The following is a 15,006-nucleotide window of genomic DNA, read 5'->3' as shown; positions in this document are numbered from 1 at the left end:
ACCGATTCACCCGCCGCCCCAGCGGACTCAGCGGACAGCCTCCGATTCCCTCCGGGCAGTACGGGGCGCCACGGTCGGCGTACTGGTGATGGCCTCCGCTCGGTCCGCTCGGGCCGGCCCGAGCACTTTGCCACGCCCGATCCGGCTCAACGCGTCCCGCATGAACATCTCACCGCGGCGCTCTTCCGGTACCTGCCGTCCGGCTCCCACCGGCGGCGAGGTCTCCTCGCGCAGGGCCTGCAACAGGTACGGGGCCTCCTCCAGGTCCACGCCCAGCCACTCGAGGCTGTTGCGGGCCAGGGTTTCGTCCCGCTGCCGGAAGACGAACCGGTTCGGAATGAGATTATGTGCCGCGCCTTGGAAGTCGGTGGCGGGATCGTGGGAGGCCAGCCCGATCGCGGCGAGATGTTTACGGCCGTCACGACTGAAATCCGAGGTCACCGACGCACCGACCTGAGTCTGCGTGAAATGGTGCGCTTCGTCGCCGACGAGCAACCCGAAACGTCCGTTGTCGGAAAGGAACGCTTCCCGCGCGGTCACGCCCACGAGCTCGTAGAGCGCGGTCCCGAGTCGTTTGGTCAAGGGCAGCCGGTTGTACAGGTGCGGGGTGGTCAGTTCCTCGGCCGTCGGCAGGGCCAAGTTGTGACTGCGGACCACGGTGGCGGCGGCATCCAGCCGGATGGGTGCGAGATTCGGGTCGAACAGCACCGGTACTCGTTCGACGATGGTTCCCAGCCGGGACGCCAGATCCGCGTATTCGTCGAGGGCCCCGGGCTCGTCGCGCAACCGGCACACCACCCGGTAGAGGTCCAGGAGGCTGGCGATGTTGTGCTCGGCGATCCCTTTGGGCGACAGCAGGTTGCTGATCACCGCACCGGTACCCGAGGTGGGCGATAGATCGAGCAACGGCAGCACGGAATCCAGCGCGCGTTCGCCGGCGACGCGGGGGTCGAACAACCGCAGCGGATCCAGCGAGACCGACGGGTTCGCCAAGTCGATGACCACCGCATCGTCGATGGCGGCGGCGAAATGCTCCCACTCCCCCACCTGGCTTCGGTCGATCGCCAGGAACTGCCCGCCCATATCGTGAACGAGCACGGCCATGAGTTTCAGGAAATACGATTTGCCCGAACCGAGTTCGCCGGTGACCGCGAAGGACGCGGAGAGGTCGTGCAGCGCAGCCTCCATGATCCCGAAGTGGATAGGCTCGAAATGCCCGGACAGCAGGTTGAGTCCGATCACCGGACCGCTGTCGTCACCGATCTGGCTCGTCGTGAACGGAACGAAACCCGCCCACATATCCGAAGGCACGATATGGGCGAAATCGTCGAACGCCCGGCGCGGTGGACTTCCGGGGACCAGCAGCGACCACAAATCCACCTGGGCACCGACCGGCGCAGCCATTTCCACTTGGAACCGCTTGTAGCGGCGGCGCAGAGTGTTCACCGCATCCATGGTCTCGTCCCGGGACGGCCCGCCAACGGCGATCACGGTGGTGAAGGACACCTCCGATTCCCCGCCGTTGACCTCGAAGTGCTGGTTGTATTCGCCCAGCATCTGCGCCTTGGACATGAGCGTGTTCTGCGCGAACGAAACCTCCTGATCACGCTGGTCCATCTGTTCGCCGAGACGGCGCAGGTTCACCTCGTTGTTCTTCAGCACCTGATCGGCGGGTTTGGTGGAGATTCGCATTCCCCAGTCGACGGTGACGGCGCCGCCGAGACCGTCGATCACATTCAGGAACTCGCTACCGCCCGGGAACATCATTCCGGAATAGGGGAACGACCGCGGGGTCAGCATCGCCTGGTAGGACGGACGGTATCCGGTATCAGGTTGCACCACCTTGATCACCGGAACGAACGAAGGGCGCAGCCGGCGCTGAGAATCGGCCCGGGCACCTTCGTCCAGTGCCGCGGATTTGAAAACCGCCGCCGTTGCCTCGTCGAGCGCACCCGCGCGGGTCGGCGCCACCGGATCACCGACCGCACCGCGCGCCAGATAGTGCTCCCACAACCATTGGAACAGGGCAGCAGGCACCGGCACCGGATCGAATTCACCGCCGACCCGGGACAGGATCTCGTTGGCTTCTTCTTCGTAGGCGTCCAGTTCGGCCCGCGAGACGGCGGTGGCATCGATGGTCGTCGTACTCCCCCGCCACATCCGGGAAAGCGCGGATATTCCGCCGGTACTCGCGGTACCCACCGGAATGGACAGCAGATAGATCCGGGTCTGCGGGGAGATGGCCCGGACCCGCTCATAGGAGGCGAACACCTCGTCGGCGTAGTCGGCGCATTCGTCCAGATCCACACCCTCGACCATTTTGCTCAGCACGTCGAGAGTGTTCTGCCGAGCCTGGATCCCCAGCAGCAGCGACCCGTTCGGCAGGTTGTTTATCAGGGCATGGTGCGCGAGTTTGACATCGAATTTATCTCCGGCCTTACGCAGGCCGTACCCGAGCGGCGTGATGAAGTACGTGGCCGTCACCAGACCGGAATGGGTGAACTGGAGATGCCCGCGAATCGCGGCCGTGGGTTGCAGATCCCGGTTGAACCCCATCAGCGTCCCTCTCCGCTCGCCGATCGCCCCCCGTTACTGCTGATCATCGACCGCCAGCTCGATGCCGGTGGGCTCGAGTCCACCACCTCCACGGTGCGCGGGACCCGGCTCGTGTTCAGCAGATCCAGTAGTTGACCGCCCCGGGCGGAGACCCGTTGGGCGCGGCTTTTCCGTGGACTACCCGAAACCGGTTCGTGCGGCAGGATCGCCACCACGGTTTCCTCGACGAACATAGTGATCCGGGCCGATTCGGGGGTCACCGGCATCCCCGAGGCAAGAACCGGTTTCGGGTAGCAGATCAGTCGTGCGAACCAGACCATCCGCGAGAACAACCGCACACCCGTGTACGGGACGAGGCCCAGCGCAAAACCGAGCACGGCCGTGAGCGCCAGCCCGGCCAGGAAGGTGATCGCCGGATTCGCGGGCAGGGTCATCGCCGCTGCGCCCGTGATGATCAAACCGATGGCGACACCTGCCACCTGCGGCAAGGTATAGGGCCCGAACGGCAACTTCTGCCCGTTCTGTGCCTTGCCGATCATGGTGGGGACACGTTTGACCGGCGTGAAGATCTTGATCACCTGCGTGGTCACTGATAACCGCCCCCGACGGGGTGGTCCGGGACGATCATATTGGCGTCCGCGCGGGCGAAGTTCACCAGTGTCGGCAGCATCCAGAAGAGTACGGCAGCCAGAATCGCCGAACCCGCGACACCGAGAATCTTGGCCGGGGACAGCTTGGATTTCGCGGCCTCCGAGATCAGCACGGCCATCGAGACGATGGTGATGAGGATCAGTCCGGCCCAGCGTACGAATACCAGGATGCCGTAGAGGATATTGCTGAGATTGCTCATGGTTGCCGCCTCGTATCAGTTCTGGGTCGCCGGGGGGATCTCCGCGGTACTCGTCGGGGCTCCCGTGGTGCTGCCGGTGGCGGGGCCGGTGTTCTCCCCCGGTGGCACGACCAGGGTCAGTGGCTCCTTCAGCGCCGGGAGTGTCTCGATGGCCCGCACCTGCCACTGCCCCTCACCGCGGACCATGGTGAGCGGGTAGGCCAGCGCCGGCGCGGTCCCGGTTGCCCCTTTCGGGGTGACTGTTGCCAACACCTGCGCGCTGGTGCCGGCGGTCCCGCAGCCGGAATCCTCGGCGGTCACGGTCACGGTGCCGAGTTCGGTGAACGGCCCCGGTCGCAGTGCCGAGATTCCGGAGTCGACGGTGACATAACGCGCCACATCACCGGCGCCGGTCAGATATGCGTTCAGGAATCCGGTGGCAACCTGAGCGAATGCCGTTTCCTCGCCGCACGGGGACGAATATGCCTGCGCCAGATCCGAGCCCACTGCGGGCGGTTCGACGGCGGCGGGCAGGGTGAGCGCACGCAGACTGCCCTCGGACACCGACACCGGGACTCGGTAGTAATGCCGCGCGGCGCCCGATCCGGGCCGGCCCATCTGCACCGATACAGTCACCGACCACACCTCGACAGCGCCGGCGTCGAGAGTGCGGGCTACATAGACCACCAGTGGCGCGTTGACCTGTGCACCTGTCTTCGGTAAGGAGATCCGCTGTGTTCCGTCGACGTAACGCGACAGCGCGTCCTGATCGTTCGCGTCGGCGCTCAGATACGTAACAACGAAATCCTGGGCGAACGATGCCGCCAAGCTCGCGTGCCCCGTAACACCCACCATCTCCTCATCTCCCGGAGGGGCGGGATCGGGGGCGAAAAAGCTGTAGACGGCGTGCCCACCGCCGAGAACCGCGAGCACCGCCAGGACCACGACGACGATATTGTCGCGCCGGCGCCGCGCGGCCATCTGGCGAAGCAGTGCCTCGCCCGAATCCGCGCGTCCAGCCGCCCCAGTCCTCACTCTCGGAATGGTAGAGAGCAGCCTGTCCACTGCCAGAAAAACATCTTCCCAGACATGGGGACCCGCGTATACGCCCGTTCTCAGGACACTGGACTGTGCCGTAGCCGGCCCGCCAACCGGAACCGCAGCTGATCGTCATAGCCGATAGGACTCTCCGATGCGACCGGACCTGTCAGGTCCGGTTCCACCACGGGGATATCGTCGGCCACCCGCACCAGCTGGGCGATGGCCAGCTCCCGGTTGGAGAATCCCGGGTACGGATACAGCAGCAGCGAGGTCGGGGTGTAACCGCCGCTGTAGTTCAATGCCCGCACCGTCACGCCGGCGCTCTCTCCGCCTCGGACCCGGGAACCGAGTTCCACCAACCGGACCCGATCGTCGGGATGGAAGACATCGACCGGCCGGAACAGATAGTCCCAGCGTATCCACGGCGCCGGATCGGTGAGCCAGTGCGAAATACTGGTATGTCCCAACTGGACCACCGCGAGATGGTTGCCCGCCCGGCGGTGCGCCTCCCGCAGGCCGACACTCTCCAGAGTCGGCCAGATGGCCGGATTGTCCTCGGACGTGATGTCCTCGATAAGCCACCACGCACCCCGGGTGTGTTCGTCGTTGCGGGCCCGCGCGGAGATCCGCCAGCGGGTTGCCCGCCCGGCATTACGAAGCACAGTGACCTCGAATTGCATTTTGTCACCGGCCGCGGGGCCGTACAGGAGGTCGAGGACTTCCGCGTGCCGGTCGAATGCCGAGACACGATGGAAGAATTCGGCGATCGACATCCGTGGCACATACTCTTCGGGCGCGCTACCCGACAGCGCCGTGATACCGCTGGGCTGCGCAAGGGTCTGACTTTCCACATCCCAGATGGCGCCGACCGCCGCGGGGAGCGGCGGTACGTGACCGTCCGCGGGTCCGGCCCACCAGCGCACCGCGTGCACTTCCCCGGTGGGCCCGAATACCGGCCGGACCATCAGCCGGTGCGGCCCGGATCGAGTGGTGAAGGTGCGATCCAGGTCGGTGGCGCCCACTGTGGCGGTGCGCAAGGCCTCGGCGATATCGCGTGTGTTCAATCCATCGTAGAGAGCTGGGGTGCGTGCGAACTGTCGCTGCAATACACGACGCCAGTCGGCGAACTCGCGTGCGGCATCCCCGACCGACGCGACCGAGAACCCTTCCGGCGCCAAAGTTTCGACCGTCACCCAGGGGATCACTGCGCCCTCTCATCGCGTGCGTCCAACCGTTTCACGCGGTGCGTGTCACTATCGCGACAACGCCCGCAGAAGATAATGTACCGTTACACAGCGGTACGCTCAACAGTGAACTCGAGACCGATACGCCACGCGCCGCGGAATTCCGCCCCGAGGCCGCCGCCGGAGAAACACGCCCCGTCGGCCACCCGAACAGGCAATGATACGGAATCCGATACGAACACAGCCGATTCGGGTCCTGGATGAAGGGGCCGAACCCGGCCGCGAGACGCCCCCGCCGACCGCCGCGACGACCGGCGGGGCGCCGAAAATTACCGTGCGGCGCGCGGATCACTCATTCTGCGAGGTCAGCGCGATAACCCCCGCACCCGCCAGCAGACCCAGATCCGCCAACTCGGAGGGAACCACGCGCAACCCGGGGAGAAAGGGCAACCGCGCATGCATCGCGACCGCGTTCTGCAGCGGTTTCCACAGCGCGGAACCCGCGGTGGCGATGGGCCCGCCGACAACGACCCGATCGATATCCAGCAGGGCTGCCGCCGATGCGATCGTCCGGCCCACAGCGGTCCCGGCTCGTTCCAGCGCAGCCACAGCGATACGGTCTCCGGCCTGCGCGTCCGCCGCGAGACCGGCCACGGAATCCCCGGCCCAGCCCTGCTTCCGGGCCCAAGCCGTCACAGCCGGCGCACCCGCCACCGATTCCAGGCAGCCGCGGCCCCCGCAAGCACAAGGATCGTCGTGGCCGGGCACGAGGACATGCCCGATCTGGCCGGCGTTACCGGTCCGCCCGACCACCACGAAACCACCCACCATCACCCCGCCGAACACCGTCTCCGACAGCAGAATCGACAGCGAATCCATCACCTCACGAGTTGCCCCGAAATGCCGTTCGGCCAGCGCAAGACATACGCCGTCCAAGGCCATCGCTACGGCGGCGGCGGGAAAAAGCTTCTGGACCGATTCGACCAGCGGGAAACCGGCCTGCCATTCCTGGAGCTGCGCGGGTGCCACGACACCGGAGGCCATATCGATAGGCCCGCTGGAGGCGATCCCCACCGCGGTGACCTCCCGGCCCGCCGCTATTCGGAGCAGGAGTTCGCGGACCTTGTCCCAGGTGCCCTGTCGCGGTATCGGTATCTGCTGGACCTCGTCGGAGCCCACATCGTCGGCGATCTCGATCGCAGCGAGCCGAGTCGTGCCGATCTCCAACGCCAGGATTGTCATCTACGCACCACCAGAAATAGATCCGCGCTTGCCCCCGCAGCATAGTCAGACAGCAGCGGTCCCCGTCGGCTGGAGCGGGCGGCCCAGGACGATATGACGTTTGGGCGCACCGGAAACCACTGCGCCGTGAGTGGGGCGCGGGCCGTTGCGGATGATCCGCATCGGCCGTTTGTGATCGATCGGCACGGTGCGATGCCGGTCCAAGTTCTCTATGACGTTGCCCGAGTTGTCATAGGCGATGCCCGCCCAGATCATGGCTCGCGGTGCATCGCCCCGCTCGATGAGAGTCTGCGCCAGGCGCGCACACTGTTCGAACAAGGGGCAGCCATAGCAAGTACGTACTGCCGAATGCCAGGCGTCGGGGGTGCCGGAATCCAGGTCCCAGCTGTCCGGCAGCTCCGCGCACGGTGGGCGCTGCGCCGACTTCACCGATACGGAAGGGGGTGGCGCGGAAACCCGCGACTCAGTTGTTTTGCGAGGTAGGACAACGCTCAACGACCGTACTCGTATTGTGCTCATCACCGTCTCCGGAACTGCCGAGGGCACGCCGGGGGTACCGATACGTGTCCCGTTGGTCGGGCGGATCGTCAGGGCTGCTCAACAGTCCCCGGAAACAGCTGGTGTCAGCTGTATCACGACGGTAGAACATCGACAGGCCTGGAAGCAAGGCCTCGTACCGCTACTTAACGGTACGTTGATCTTCATTTCACAATTTCAAGCCGTCATACAGCGGTTCGTTTGGTTACGGACCGTTTATCTACGGTCCCAAGTATGGTTTCCTATAGGTATGCCTGGCGAATCCGAGTACACGATCGACGAGCTGGCGCGGGCCGCCGAGACCACCGTGCGCAGTGTCCGCGTGTACCACGAGCGTGGGCTGCTGCCCTCACCTGATGTCCGGGGACGCATCGGCTACTACGACTCCGATCACCTGAACCGGCTGCAGACCATCAGCCGGCTGCTGGGCCGCGGTATGAAACTCAACGGCATCCGCGAGCTGCTCTCTGCCTGGGACCGCGGGGACGGCCTCGCCGACGTCCTGGGCGTCACCGATCAGAACCCGAACGCGTCCGAGCACCCGTCACCGGACCATCCTCCCGCGCCGGAACCCGAGGAACCGGCCTACGAACTACCCGAGTACGTTCAACAGGCTCTCGCCGCCAGCGACGACCCGTTCGACGTCTACCGGGTCACCAACCCGCGGTGCAGCGATCTGGCCACCCGACTCGACGACGCGGGCCTGCCCCCCAATGCCACCTTCCAGCTCATCGAGCGCCTCCGCGCCGATTGCGACCGTATCGCCGATCGCTATGCCGCCGAGATCTTCCATATCCTCGCCGGAAAGAGCTACGAGCAGTCCGAGCGAAGCATCAAAGACCGCACCAAACTGGAAACCGATCTCGCCATCGCGCGCCTCATCGTCACCCGGGCCGCATCGGAGCTGATCGACCAGGCTTTCGGCCGCCGGGCCGAACTCCCCGTGGAGACTCCGCCACCGCCACGCGCCTACCCGGCCCGCCGGAACGGGGCACCCAACGGTAAGCAGCCGTTCCGGGCGCGTAGCTGAGGCCACCGGGTCGGCTCCGGCAATCGACGAGAAATGTCGGGGTGACAGGATTTGAACCTGCGACCACCCGCTCCCAAAGCGGGTGCGCTACCAAGCTGCGCCACACCCCGTAGTACCCCCGAAGGGGTGGTTTCCGGTCTCGGAGAGAGCGGGTGACGGGAATCGAACCCGCACCATCAGCTTGGAAGGCTGAGGTTCTACCATTGAACTACACCCGCATGCGTCCGGCAGCGTGATCACCATGATGCCGTGTGCATGAGCGACTGTACCGAATACCACTTTCTTTTCGCCAATCAGCCCCCGTTCCTGCTCCCGGTGCACCGCCGGCGGCCGCCCGGCCGCCCCTGTGAGCCGGCGGAACCGGACCGGCACGATCGGGCGCCCGAACACGATGGCCGGGCATTCCCCCGGCGCTCGGGAAAAAATTTCGCGAAAGTGTGTAACACCGGCGGATTCCGAACGATACGCCAGAGATTGCTGTTGTTCCGGGGTTCGAGAACTTGTTCTAGAACGTAGGTCTCCGGGCCCCACCATCTTGCTACGATCTTCTTGCCGGACGGGGTATCTGGAAAGGGGGCGGTAGCGTGCACCCGACAAGGTGGACCATCCGCACAGCAGTACTACAGAGCCGGGTGACCCCGGCACCGAAGCCGCGTATTCGCGGCGCGATTACCTCCGCCTGCGGTGATCGCAATGCCTGCTGAGAGCCGGCCCCCCATCCATTCCACCGCCCGCGAATGGGCCGTGGCGGCCGGTGCCCAGCCCGATGCCGATATCACCGCGGCCGAGATCGAACCTGTTCTCGTCGATATCCTCGAGCAGCTACTCGAGCTCACGGTGTCCGATCCGTTCCCGATTCGCGCTGCCCGCCGGCTCGGGGCGCGGCTGTGCGCGGAGCCGCTGCACCAGGTCCGGATGCTCGCCCTGGTGACCCGCACCCTGCTGGGCTTCCCCGCCGGACCACGGGGCTCCCTGGTGGCCACCCAGTGGCCGCTCGTGGCCAGTCAGGCCATCGACAGCTACGCGCAGGCATTGCAGGAGCTGGCATTGGCTCAGCAGAAGAAGAACTTCTCCGACGAAGCCACCCAACGGGTGCGTGAATTCGCCGCCCTCCAACAGCGGCTCGAACACGAAGCCACCCATGACGCGCTCACCGGCCTGGCCAACCGCACCCTGCTGCGCAAACGGGTCCGGCAGATGGCCGATCACCCGCAACGCGGGGTCGGGCTGCTGGTGGTGGATCTGGACCGGTTCAAGCAGATCAACGACAACTACGGCCACGCCGTCGGCGACGAGGTATTGGTCGAACTCGCACAACGCCTGCGTGAGGTGGCGCCGCCGGGGACCGTGGTCTGCCGCTACGGCGGCGACGAATTCGTACTCGCGGCCGGTCTCGACAAGGATCGCGTCGCCGAACTGGCCGCGAATATCGTACTCGCCCTCAATGATTCGGTATGGACCGCGGCGGGTCCGGTACCGGTATCGGCCAGTGTCGGCACCACCTACTCGCCGCCCGAGGACCGCGCCGAACTGGCCGAACTACTGCGCCGCGCGGATCTCGCTATGTACTCGGCGAAAACGGCGGGCGGGCGCCGCTACGTCGGCGCCGAACCCGCAGACGAGGCGGTCGATACCGCCGTCGCCGGCTGAGTCGGTGCCGCCGTGGCGGGCTGAGTCGATACCGCCCTGGCCGGCCGGGTGGATGCCGCCGTAACCGACCGCGCGGACCCGAACGTGCAGGCTCAGCCGGGCTGGCAGCCGGCGCACCAGAACAGGTTCCGGCCCTCCAGAACGCTGTGCCGCACCGGCGCGGCACAGCAGCGGCACGGCTCGCCTGCCCGCCGGTAGACGTAGGTACGGGGCCGGTCGGCAGCGTAGGACGGCGCGCCGTGATCGTGTTCGGGGCGCACCACGTGCATCTTCCCGCGGCGCACCCCCACCCGCATCAGGCCGACGAGATCCGCCCACAGCGCCGACCATTCGTCCGGGGTGACCCCGGTACCGGGTCGCGACGGGGAAATACCGTGCCGGAACAGCACTTCGGCACGGTAGACATTACCGACCCCCGCGATCACGCTCTGATCCATCAGCAAGGAGCCGATACTGCGCCGGGAGCGGCTGATCCGCGCCCAGGCCCGGTCCGGGTCGGCATCGGAACGCAACGGGTCGGGTCCGAGCCGGTCGACGAGCGCCGTCACCTCCGGCGGTGTCAGGATCTCGCAGGCCGTCGGCCCGCGCAGATCGGTGCCGAACCCGGACCCGTCGCGACCCGTACCCGACATCCGCATTCGCACCTGCCCCACCGGATCCGGCATCGGCAGACCGGATTCGGTGAACGTGCCGTACAGCCCCAGGTGGACGTGGACGAACAGCTCGCCCTCGTACTCGTGCAGCAGATGTTTGCCCCACGCCTGCGACCGCAGCAGGATACGCCCGTCCACCCGGGCAGCACCCGCGGCGAATTTTCCCTGCGGACTCGATACCCGCACCATCGCACCGGCCAGGCGCTGTTCGTGCCGGTAGGCGAGCCGGTGCAGGGTATGCCCCTCCGGCACTCGCGTCAGGAAGCGGGCAGGGCGGGCGCTTCGCCGGTCTTCTCGTAGGCGGCGAGGATATCGATACGACGCTGGTGCCGCTCCTCGTCCGACCACGGGGTGGTCACGAAGGCGTCCACGATCTCCAGCGCCTCCTGCTGCGAATGCATCCGGCCACCGATGCCGATCAGCTGGGCGTTGTTGTGTTCCCGCGCCAGCCGGGCGGTTTCGACACTCCAGGCCAGCGCGCACCGCGCGCCGGGCACCTTGTTCGCGGCGATCTGCTCACCGTTGCCGCTACCACCGAAGACCAGTCCGAGACTGCCCGGGTCGGCGACGGTGCGACGGGCCGCCTCGATGCAGAAGGCGGGGTAATCGTCGAGAGCGTCGTAGACGAGGGCGCCGCAATCGACGACCTCGTGACCGGCCTTCTCGAGGTGGTCTCTGACGACATTTTTCAGTTCGAAACCAGCGTGATCGGCACCCAGGTATACGCGCATGCCGCGATTGTGTCAGGCCCGGAAACCGGCGATGACGGCGGGCGGGCAGCACCGCGCGAACCCGGCGTGACCTTCCGCACCCGGCCGAACGGATGCGGAGGTCCGCTTAGAGTCGGGGTATGCAGCCGCACGACCCACAGCAACCGTCCGGGTCCGGCCCCCACTGGGGCGCGATTCCGCCGGAGCCCGGGCCCTACCCGTGGCTCACCGACCGTCCGGGTACCCCGGCGGCCCTACCGGCCGGTTATCCTCCGCCGCCGGGGCCGGCGCACGAGCCGCGTGGACTCTCGCCGTTCGGGATGCCCGCCCGGCACAGCTGGGAGATCCCGCTGCTGACCGTTGTGGTGCTGTTCACGGGGGTTGCGTATCTGCTGGCTTTTCTGCTGCTCGTCCTCGGCGCCGTCAACGAGTACATCCTGATCCTGGTGGGGGCGCCCCTGCTGATCTGGCTGGGCCGCGGACTCAACTATTCGCGGCAGCGGGTCAACGGCGTGAAGATGTCGCCGACCCAGTTCCCCGAGGGGTACCGGATGGTGCAGGAGGCCGCGGCCCGGTTCGGGATGGCGGCGGCGCCGGATGCCTACGTGGTACTCGGGAACGGGCAGATCAACGCGTTCGCCTCCGGCCACGGATTCCGCCGTTACGTGGTGGTCTACAGCGACCTGTTCGAGGTCAGCGGCGCCGCCCGCGAACCGGATGCGCTGGCGTTCATCATCGGCCACGAGGTCGGCCATATCGCGGCCGGGCACGCGTCCTATTGGCGGCAGCTGGGAATGTTCCTCGTCCCGTTCCTGCCCATCCTGGGTAATTCGCTCATCCGGTCGCAGGAGTACACGGCCGACAACCACGGTTACTGCCACCGGCCGCAGGGCGCGGCGCCGGCGATGGGCACATTGGCGGCCGGTAAATACCTCAACACCTCGGTGGGTTTCGACGAAATGGCCGACCGCGCGGCCCAGGAACGCGGCTTCTTCGTCTGGATGGTGAACGCCATGGCCTCCCATCCCGTGCTCACCTGGCGGATGTGGGCGTTACGCGACCGCAGCAGCCACGGCCGGTTGTTCTGGCGGCCCGCGCCGGGGTCACGGCCGCTCACCGTGCCACCGCCGCCCCCGCCGGGAGCTCCCGGCGGGCAACCGGTGACGATGTCGAAAACCCCGCACTGACCTGGTCCCGGTGGCCGGTTCCGGCCGGACGGCCGGGACCGGCCCGCACGATCCTCAGTCGAACTGCGGATCCTCGTCGCGGGTGCGCTTGAGCTCGAAGAAGTGCGGATAAGCCGCCAGCGTGACCACCGCGTCCCAGAGTTTCCCCGCCTCCTCGCCCCGCGGAATCCGCGACAGCACCGGACCGAAGAACGCAACACCGTTGACATGGATGGTCGGCGTACCGACGTCGGGTCCGACCTTGTCCATCCCGGCGTGATGGCTGGCCCGCAACGCCTCGTCGTATTCGCCGCTGTCCACGGCGGCCGACAGTTCGGCCGGCAACCCGGCCTCGGCGAGCGCGTCGGCGAGGATCGCCGCGAAGGTGGCTCGCAGATCGCCCTCCTTCTCGTACTCCGACCGGCGATCGTGGAAGCGGGTGCCCATAGCGGTATACAGCGCCGGCAGGACCTCGTCGCCGTGCTGCTGGGCGGCGGCAATCGCGACCCGCACCGGGCCCCATCCGCTCGCCATCAGCTCCTGATACTCCGGCGGCAGATCACGGCCCTCGTTGAGCACCGCCAGGCTCATCACATGGAAACGGGTCTCGATATCGCGCACCTTCGCGACCTCGAGGATCCAGCGGGAGGTGATCCAGCACCACGGGCACAGTGGGTCGAACCAGAATTCGGCAAGGTCCTTCTTATCGGCCGTATCGGTCACGGACGGTTCCTCTCGTTCGGTCGTCGACGGGCACTGCGCCGCAGGCCCGGCCTCTCACCGAGCAACCGCCGCCGCGCCGTTTTCGTTCCCGATCCCGGGCGAACATCGCGGGCGGTCTCAGTACGCTGGCAACAGAGGTTCGGATCGTCGCTGGAACAACTCACGACAAGGGAGTCCGTCCATGACATCTGCACAGCGTTTCGTGATCGTCGGCGCCGGCCTGGCCGGAGCGAAACTGGCACAGGAGTTGCGTGCCAACGATTTCGACGGCCACATCACCCTCATCGGCGCGGAGGAGCGGCTGCCCTACGAACGTCCGCCGCTGTCGAAGGAGTACCTGGCCGGGAAGAAAACCCTCGACGAGTTCACCGTGGCCGACGCCGCCTGGTATCGGGACCACAATGTGGAACTTTTGCCGGGTACCGAGGTCACCGCCGTCGACCGGGCCGCCCGCACGGTTGCGCTACCGGACGGTTCGACGCTGCCCTACGACAAATTGGCGCTGGCCACCGGTGCCGCATCCCGTTCGCTGCCCGTCCCGGGCGCCGATGCGCCCGGCGTGTACACCCTGCGTACCGTCGAAGAATCCGACGCGCTGATCGAACTGTTCGGCACCGCGCGCCGGCTGGTGGTCATCGGGGCGGGCTGGATCGGGCTCGAGGTCACCGCGGCGGCGCGCGCGGCCGGGGTGGCGGTGACCGTGGTCGAAGGGACCTCTACGCCTCTACTGGGCGCGCTGGGCCCGGAGATGGGCGAGGTTTTCGCCGACCTGCACCGGGAGCACGGCGTCGAGTTCCGGTTCGATGCGCGCGTCGAGCAGATCACTGTTTCCGACGGGCGGGCGCGCGGCGTGCGGTTGGCGGACGGTACGACCTTCGAGGCGGACGCCGTCCTCGTCGCGGTGGGTGCACGGCCCCGTATCGAACTCGCGGAAGCCGCCGGCCTGCTCACCGGTACCGGCGTCCTCGTCGACGCGGGACTCACCAGCAGCGACCCGAATATCGTCGCGATCGGCGATATCGCCGAACAGGAACATCCCGTACTGGGCCGCCGGATCCGAGTGGAGCACTGGGCGAACGCCCTGAATCAGCCCGCGGCGGCCGCCCGGACCATGCTCGGCAAGGCCGCCCCGTACGACCGCCTCCCCTACTTCTTCACCGACCAGTACGACCTCGGTATGGAATACACCGGTTTCGCCGCCCCCGGTGACTACGAGCGGGTGGTGGTGCGCGGTGATCTCGGCGGCCGCGAATTCGTGGCGTTCTGGCTCGACGACCGGCAGCGGGTCCTGGCCGGGATGAACGTGAACATCTGGGATGCGGGCGACCGCATCAAGGAACTCATCCACTCCGGCGACCCGGTCGACCCGGACCGTCTCGCGGACACGTCGACCGCGCTCTGACCGCACACACCACATCGGTCGTATTCATCCGGCGGCCGCTGCGCCCGAGGCAGTGGCCGGCCTGCCACTGAAACGGCCGGGCACCTCACCAGGTGCGGCCGGTGATCAGTTCGTAGGCCTGGACGTACTTTTCCCTGGTCGCGGCGACGATATCGGCCGGGATCTCCGGGCCGGGCGGTTCCTTGTCCCAGCCGGTCGAGGTGGCCCAATCGCGGACGAACTGTTTGTCGAACGACGGCTGCGAGCGGCCGGGCTCCCATTCCGCGGCCGGCCAGAACCGGGA

At 66.9% G+C, this 15,006-nt stretch carries 15 protein-coding genes and 2 tRNA genes; 4 read left to right on the top strand and 13 right to left on the bottom strand.

Annotated features, from left to right (window positions below; all coding sequences use genetic code 11):
- Window positions 1-27 precede the first annotated feature (27 nt).
- The 7 genes from ON22_RS06615 to ON22_RS06585 form a co-directional block, all read right to left on the bottom strand.
- A complete protein-coding gene (locus ON22_RS06615) occupies window positions 28-2,556 on the bottom strand; it encodes an ATP-binding protein (protein WP_033247377.1) in 2,529 nt (842 codons plus the stop codon).
- Window positions 2,556-3,146, bottom strand: a complete 591-nt coding sequence (locus tag ON22_RS37375; protein ID WP_174375561.1) for a hypothetical protein — start codon at window positions 3,144-3,146, stop codon at window positions 2,556-2,558. Before ON22_RS37375 ends, ON22_RS06615 begins: the two co-directional genes overlap by 1 nt.
- Window positions 3,143-3,406 (bottom strand): hypothetical protein, encoded by a 264-nt coding sequence (locus ON22_RS06605; RefSeq protein WP_033247376.1) that lies wholly within the window; start codon window positions 3,404-3,406, stop codon window positions 3,143-3,145. Before ON22_RS06605 ends, ON22_RS37375 begins: the two co-directional genes overlap by 4 nt.
- A 15-nt stretch (window positions 3,407-3,421) precedes the next feature.
- Window positions 3,422-4,420, bottom strand: a complete 999-nt coding sequence (locus ON22_RS06600) for a conjugal transfer protein (RefSeq protein WP_231508787.1) — start codon at window positions 4,418-4,420, stop codon at window positions 3,422-3,424.
- An 80-nt stretch (window positions 4,421-4,500) separates the two neighbouring features.
- On the bottom strand, window positions 4,501-5,619 hold the full coding sequence (locus ON22_RS06595) for a GAF domain-containing protein (protein ID WP_033247406.1): 1,119 nt from the start codon (window positions 5,617-5,619) through the stop codon (window positions 4,501-4,503).
- A gap of 339 nt (window positions 5,620-5,958) precedes the next feature.
- Window positions 5,959-6,852 carry an ROK family protein gene (locus ON22_RS06590; protein WP_033247374.1) on the bottom strand — a complete coding sequence of 298 codons (894 nt, stop codon included), beginning with the start codon at window positions 6,850-6,852 and terminating at the stop codon, window positions 5,959-5,961.
- A gap of 45 nt (window positions 6,853-6,897) precedes the next feature.
- Window positions 6,898-7,281, bottom strand: a complete 384-nt coding sequence (locus ON22_RS06585) for a hypothetical protein (RefSeq protein ID WP_156052458.1) — start codon at window positions 7,279-7,281, stop codon at window positions 6,898-6,900.
- 358 nt (window positions 7,282-7,639) lie between these two features.
- Between ON22_RS06585 and ON22_RS06580 the strand changes: the two genes are divergently transcribed.
- Window positions 7,640-8,419, top strand: a complete 780-nt coding sequence (locus ON22_RS06580; protein ID WP_051157231.1) for a MerR family transcriptional regulator — start codon at window positions 7,640-7,642, stop codon at window positions 8,417-8,419.
- 36 nt (window positions 8,420-8,455) lie between these two features.
- Here the strand turns inward: ON22_RS06580 and ON22_RS06575 are convergent.
- Both ON22_RS06575 and ON22_RS06570 read right to left on the bottom strand, forming a co-directional pair.
- Window positions 8,456-8,529 (bottom strand) — tRNA-Pro (locus ON22_RS06575).
- 37 nt (window positions 8,530-8,566) lie between these two features.
- Window positions 8,567-8,637: transfer RNA gene (locus ON22_RS06570), tRNA-Gly, on the bottom strand.
- Between the two features lie 475 nt (window positions 8,638-9,112).
- Here ON22_RS06570 and ON22_RS06565 point away from each other — a divergent pair.
- Window positions 9,113-10,069, top strand: a complete 957-nt coding sequence (locus ON22_RS06565; protein WP_033247372.1) for a GGDEF domain-containing protein — start codon at window positions 9,113-9,115, stop codon at window positions 10,067-10,069.
- Window positions 10,070-10,161: 92 nt separating this feature from the next.
- Here the strand turns inward: ON22_RS06565 and ON22_RS06560 are convergent, their stop codons facing one another.
- Window positions 10,162-10,974, bottom strand: a complete 813-nt coding sequence (locus tag ON22_RS06560) for an Fpg/Nei family DNA glycosylase (RefSeq protein WP_033247371.1) — start codon at window positions 10,972-10,974, stop codon at window positions 10,162-10,164.
- Window positions 10,975-10,979: 5 nt separating this feature from the next.
- Entirely contained in the window at window positions 10,980-11,453 is a 474-nt protein-coding gene (locus tag ON22_RS06555) for a ribose-5-phosphate isomerase (RefSeq protein ID WP_033247370.1), read from the bottom strand.
- Between the two features lie 119 nt (window positions 11,454-11,572).
- Between ON22_RS06555 and ON22_RS06550 the strand changes: the two genes are divergently transcribed.
- Window positions 11,573-12,619 carry a M48 family metallopeptidase gene (locus ON22_RS06550; protein ID WP_051157230.1) on the top strand — a complete coding sequence of 349 codons (1,047 nt, stop codon included), beginning with the start codon at window positions 11,573-11,575 and terminating at the stop codon, window positions 12,617-12,619.
- A gap of 54 nt (window positions 12,620-12,673) precedes the next feature.
- Here ON22_RS06550 and ON22_RS06545 read toward each other — a convergent pair whose 3' ends face one another.
- Entirely contained in the window at window positions 12,674-13,321 is a 648-nt protein-coding gene (locus ON22_RS06545) for a mycothiol-dependent nitroreductase Rv2466c family protein (protein ID WP_033247369.1), read from the bottom strand.
- Window positions 13,322-13,502: 181 nt separating this feature from the next.
- Here ON22_RS06545 and ON22_RS06540 point away from each other — a divergent pair, with 181 nt between their 5' ends.
- Complete coding sequence (locus tag ON22_RS06540; RefSeq protein WP_033247368.1) at window positions 13,503-14,723, top strand: NAD(P)/FAD-dependent oxidoreductase; 1,221 nt, start codon at window positions 13,503-13,505, stop codon at window positions 14,721-14,723.
- Window positions 14,724-14,808: 85 nt separating this feature from the next.
- Here the strand turns inward: ON22_RS06540 and ON22_RS06535 are convergent.
- Window positions 14,809-15,006, bottom strand: a 198-nt coding sequence (locus ON22_RS06535; protein ID WP_043739897.1) for a phosphoribosylaminoimidazolesuccinocarboxamide synthase, incomplete at its 5' end; no start/stop codon positions are given.

Source organism: Nocardia carnea NBRC 14403, assembly GCF_000308515.1.
Lineage (GTDB): Bacteria > Actinomycetota > Actinomycetes > Mycobacteriales > Mycobacteriaceae > Nocardia > Nocardia carnea.
The sequence above is the reverse complement of the archived record's forward strand: the minus strand, read 5'-3'. Positions and strand labels throughout refer to the sequence as shown.

Excerpts from the sequence above, each read along its gene's own strand:
- ON22_RS06615 (WP_033247377.1), bottom strand. The coding sequence starts at position 2,556 with ATGGGGTTCAACCGGGATCTGCAACCCACGGCCGCGATTCGCGGGCAT.
- ON22_RS06605 (WP_033247376.1), bottom strand. The coding sequence starts at position 3,406 with ATGAGCAATCTCAGCAATATCCTCTACGGCATCCTGGTATTCGTACGC.
- ON22_RS06590 (WP_033247374.1), bottom strand. The coding sequence starts at position 6,852 with ATGACAATCCTGGCGTTGGAGATCGGCACGACTCGGCTCGCTGCGATC.
- ON22_RS06580 (WP_051157231.1), top strand. The coding sequence starts at position 7,640 with ATGCCTGGCGAATCCGAGTACACGATCGACGAGCTGGCGCGGGCCGCC.
- ON22_RS06565 (WP_033247372.1), top strand. The coding sequence starts at position 9,113 with ATGCCTGCTGAGAGCCGGCCCCCCATCCATTCCACCGCCCGCGAATGG.
- ON22_RS06555 (WP_033247370.1), bottom strand. The coding sequence starts at position 11,453 with ATGCGCGTATACCTGGGTGCCGATCACGCTGGTTTCGAACTGAAAAAT.
- ON22_RS06550 (WP_051157230.1), top strand. The coding sequence starts at position 11,573 with ATGCAGCCGCACGACCCACAGCAACCGTCCGGGTCCGGCCCCCACTGG.
- ON22_RS06540 (WP_033247368.1), top strand. The coding sequence starts at position 13,503 with ATGACATCTGCACAGCGTTTCGTGATCGTCGGCGCCGGCCTGGCCGGA.